Annotated in this window: 4 protein-coding genes; 3 read left to right on the top strand and 1 reads right to left on the bottom strand. The window is 41.0% G+C overall.

From position 1 onward, the window contains the following. The 3 genes from Q0954_RS32835 to Q0954_RS32825 all read left to right on the top strand — a co-directional run. Nucleotides 1–2,451, top strand: a 2,451-nt coding sequence (locus tag Q0954_RS32835; RefSeq protein WP_299465912.1) for an RHS repeat-associated core domain-containing protein, incomplete at its 5' end; no start/stop codon positions are given. Between the two features lies 1 nt (nucleotide 2,452). Beyond that, nucleotides 2,453–3,034 carry a hypothetical protein gene (locus Q0954_RS32830; RefSeq protein ID WP_299465909.1) on the top strand — a complete coding sequence of 194 codons (582 nt, stop codon included), beginning with the start codon at nucleotides 2,453–2,455 and terminating at the stop codon, nucleotides 3,032–3,034. 166 nt (nucleotides 3,035–3,200) lie between these two features. Next, nucleotides 3,201–4,445, top strand: a complete 1,245-nt coding sequence (locus tag Q0954_RS32825) for a NucA/NucB deoxyribonuclease domain-containing protein (protein ID WP_299465906.1) — start codon at nucleotides 3,201–3,203, stop codon at nucleotides 4,443–4,445. Nucleotides 4,446–4,449: 4 nt separating this feature from the next. Here the strand turns inward: Q0954_RS32825 and Q0954_RS32820 are convergent. Further along, a partial coding sequence (locus Q0954_RS32820; protein ID WP_366916777.1) for a transposase domain-containing protein occupies nucleotides 4,450–4,638 on the bottom strand: 189 nt, incomplete at its 5' end.

Raw genomic sequence — 4,638 nt, 5'->3', positions numbered from 1 at the left:
TACGACCAGGGCGCCACCCACAACTACCTCAATGGCAACATTGGGCGCATGGTGTGGCAAAGCAGCATAGACCAGGTGCAGCGCCAGTACGACTATACCTACGATGGGCTCAACCGATTGAAAACCGCCAGTTATGCCTCGTCGAACAGCGCAGAAAACGGGCGCTATGATGTAAACAACCTGACCTACGATTTGAATGGCAATATCTTGACCCTCAAGCGCCAAGGCTTGCTGGAGCGTAAACTCAACCTGGCAATGGTGTTTGGTACTATTGACGACCTAAGCTATACCTACGCGGGCAATCAGTTGTTGGGGGTAGCCGATGCCGAAGACAGCCGCAACACTGGGGTAGCCGGAGATTTTAGGGATGGGCACACCGCTACCGTGCAAGACCCTGACTATATTTATGACGACAATGGCAACTTGATTGCCGACCAAAACAAAAAAATAACAAGTATTGTCTATAATTATTTAAATTTGCCTACGATTATCAATTTTGAGAAAAACCAGCAAATCGTGTATACCTACGATGCCGCCGGAATCAAGCTCAATAAGGTAGTCATAGACAGCACGGGCGCGCAAACGAGCCGCACCGATTATATAGGGAGTTTTGTATACGAAAACGATGAGCTGCAATTTGTGCATACGGCTGAAGGGCGTGCATTGGCACCTGGTGCCCTGGACGGAAACGCGGCCTTTGTGTATGAGTATCATTACAAGGATCACTTGGGCAACTTGAGGGTGGCTTTCAGAGAAGGGCAAACCCAAACTACCCAAGCCACCCTGGAAGACATAGTGATGGATAAACAACAGGGGTTTGAGTATAAAGACGAGGTGCGCACGACTGACCCTACCAACGCCAACAATCATGTGGCAAAATTGACTACTGCCCAACCTTTGGGTATGTTGCGCAACCTGGAAGTAAGCAAAGGGGACCAGGTAACCGTCAAGGTAAAGGCTTATTATACGGGTAGTCCTACTAACAACCAAGCAGTAGATTGGGGGCTTACCTTGGGCAACCTGAGCCAAACGGCAGGTAATACAAATAGTGGGGAGGTTTCTTCGCAAAACAGCCCATTTTTATTAAATTTGGGCTTGAGTATTACGCCCAGCAACGGAGGCAACAACCCAAATGCGAGCGTGCCAAGCGGCTATTTGAAGTCAGTGTTTTATACACAAGACGGTACTCCGGTGGCGGTTTCTTTGCAGATCAAACATTTGCAGGTAAACGCTGGACAATGGCAAGCGTTAGAGCTTAGTTATATTGCTACTGAGCGCGGTTACCTTCAGGTATTTGCCGCCAACGAAAGCGACCAAACCGTGTTCTTTGATGATATGGTGGTGGAGCATACGCCCCAATTGATTGTACAGGAGAATCATTATTATCCTTTTGGAATGAACCTGCGAGGGATTGAGAAGCAGGGAAAACCTGAGCATAGGTGGAAGTTTGGGGGTAAAGAGTTTGATAAAACTTTTGGTTTGAATTGGGGGGATTTTGAAGCGAGGCAATATGATGCATTACTCGGAAGATGGTTTGTAATTGATCCTAAAGTTGAAGAGTTTTACACAGCAAGCCCTTATAATTATGCATTGAATGATCCTGTAAATATGATTGACCCTGATGGTAAAGCACCTTTGGATCATATTTATATGAATGCATCTGGTCAGATATTAGGCATACACAAAACCAATGATGATTCACCTCATCGCCTATTTATAGCAACTGTCAATGGTTCAGGAAATGGTGCCAACACTATGACGGTAAATGCAGAAGTCAAAGGGGTAGATCAGAATATTTTAGAAAAAGCGAGGACAGGGGGAACTTTGCAGGAAGCAGTGCAAGATGCTATATCTGAAAGTAATGGAGAAGGTCAGCCTAAACTTACAGGGGGGTTAAGGCTTATGACGGATATTAACCCTGTAACCTCTGGATTGAGTTTGATTTTTGGTGTTGCGAAGGGTGAGAATATTCATGGGGAGAAAATGAGTGCAGGAAATTATTTAGAGGAGGGTGCCAATGTAACTCCTGTAGGAAAACTAGCAACTTTAGGGAAGTTAGGTTTTTTTGGTCTTTTTAGAATTGCAAAGAATGCTTACAAGCATAAAGGTGCTATATCAAAACTAGCTAAACAGTATGGGATTCTGGCATCTCAAACTGAAGTTTCCACCTCAAAAATTGATAAGTTAGCCAGCCTTATGTCTAACTCTAAATTTGATCATTCACTTAATCAAATAGCTGGGTATTATCATAAAGGAAAATACACAATTAGCGAGGGGCATCATAGAGTTGCAGCAGCACTTAAGGTTTTAGCTGAGACAGGAGATGCAAAGCATATTGAAACTCTTTTAAATAGAGCTAGTATAGCTGGTCATATACAAGGCGTAAATCCCACAAAATACCTTAGTAAATCATCAATTAGAAAGTTTGGTTCAATGAAATTTAAGAAGTGAGATGAATTTATTAATTTCCATAAAAGATTGCATAATCCAAGGTCATAGAATTCCCGATTTTGATATATTTGAAGGACAAATGGTAAGTATATATAGTCCTGTAAATTATTTAGAAGATAGGCTCCAAAGTCAATTAGACGGCTTTAATATTTTTCATAAACCTCTGTATGTTGATGGTAAATTAAAAAGTGATGGTAATATATGGTATTGTTTTAAAAAAATAACTTTATATCAGTACATAGCCAAGTATTCTAAATTATCTTCAAATGAGATAAAGTTGATACTAAATGTGTTGGAGATACCTTTAGATACTCTTGCAAAAAATATAAGAGGTGCGTTTGCTCGTCTTATAATTAATATTGAGATAGGCTTTAATAATTCAAACTTTTTGTTGATAAATACTGCTGGGCTTGATCCAAAAGGTATAATTGACTTGTACAACTATTTATATGAAAAAATAAAAATTAACAATGAACTTTCCATTATAATTATTCAAAGTCCTACGTCTATATTTCCTATTTCACATTTTAAATTGCAGATAATTAATGAAGATAATTTGCTATCTGTAGCAGACATTAGGTGACCACGCTGTTTCGGATTTGTAACCCGAAATTAAGTAATATGAGCATTTGGAGTTTGGTTTTGGAATAACCAAAACCGTAAGTAAATAAAAAGTAAAAGCCCAAATGATTTGGGCTTTTTTATTATTGAGATAGAGCTCTTCGCAAAACAGCCCATTTTTATTAAATTTGAGCTTGAGTATTACGCCCAACAACGGAGGCAACAACCCAAATGCGAGCGTGCCAAGCGGCTACTTAAAGTCAGTGTTTTATACACAAGACGGTACTCCGGTGGCGGTTTCTTTGCAGATCAAACATTTGCAGGTAAACGCTGGACAATGGCAAGAGTTAGAGCTTAGTTATACCGCTACTGAGCGCGGTTACCTTCAGGTATTTGCCGCCAACGAAAGCGACCAGGAAGTATTCTTTGATGATATGGTGGTGGAGCATACGCCCCAACTAATTGTACAGGAGAATCATTATTATCCTTTTGGGTTAGAACTGGAAGGGCTCTCGAAGCACGGAAAAACTGAACACAGGTGGAAATTCCAAGGTCAGGAGGAACAAAAAGAGTTTGGGCTCAACTGGTCACAATTTAAGTGGAGAAACGCGGATGTTGCCTTGGGTAGGTTCTTTTCAGTTGATCCGTTAGCGGAGAAATACCTTTACAATAGTACTTATGCTTTTAGTGAGAATAAGGTAGTCAGGCACATAGAACTGGAAGGCTTGGAAGCCACAGGTTCTCCAATGGTTGATGGAATTATAAATTGGGGAATTAATCAATATGTTAAATTCACCAATGGCATAAAGCGTATAAAACAAGCTCGTAACAAAAGCTACGATAACGGTTCTGGAAATATATCATCAGAAAACCAAACTGTTATGCGAACTCTTGATATGGGCGAGGGAGCCAAGAAAGTCAACGAAGTAGTAGAGGAGGTTGGTACCTATGTAAAAATGGCTGCTGATGAAATACCAGTGGTAGGCGAGACGATAGATTTAGCACAGGGGCATCCGCAAAACCTTTTATACGGAATGGCACCTTTCGGTAAAACGGCTGCAAAGAAAGGGAAAGGCTATATAAAAATCTTTATATCTAAATCAAAACACCCTGAAACTGCTCAACATGTTGAAGAAGCTCAGAAAGCGGGAAAAGCAATAGATAGAAGTGGAGCTAAAAAGCGTCGTAGAGCATCTCTCAAGGGTAAAAAAGGTGCACCAGGAAAAGATAGAGATGAGTATCCTCCAGCAGTATTATCTACAGGTGGTAAAGGCGCTAGTGTTAAAAATATTACTTCTGGTGACAATAGGGGAGTTGGTTCTTCAATGGGGCACCAAATGAGAAATTTACCGAATGGAACAAAAGTGAAGATTGTTGTTAAGGAGTATCCATTCCACGAAGTACAGGTAAGCCAAGCAACACCGTCTTTATAGGGTGTTATTTTTTAAAATTTTGTGGGTAAAATTGATGAATATCTTGGATGGGAGCCTCCATGATGTTCTCGAGGGTATACTTGAGCCATTTGTAGGGGTCTACCTCGTGTTTGTGACAGTTGGCGAAAAAGGTATAGATGACCGCTGACCTTTGAGCGGCATCGTGTGATCCTGCAAAGAGGTAATTTTTCCT

Source organism: uncultured Microscilla sp., assembly GCF_947493425.1.
GTDB lineage: Bacteria > Bacteroidota > Bacteroidia > Cytophagales > Microscillaceae > Microscilla.
The sequence above is the reverse complement of the archived record's forward strand: the minus strand, read 5'-3'. Positions and strand labels throughout refer to the sequence as shown.

Coding starts and splice junctions, on each gene's coding strand:
- Q0954_RS32830 (WP_299465909.1), top strand. CDS start 2,453: ATGAATTTATTAATTTCCATAAAAGATTGCATAATCCAAGGTCATAGA.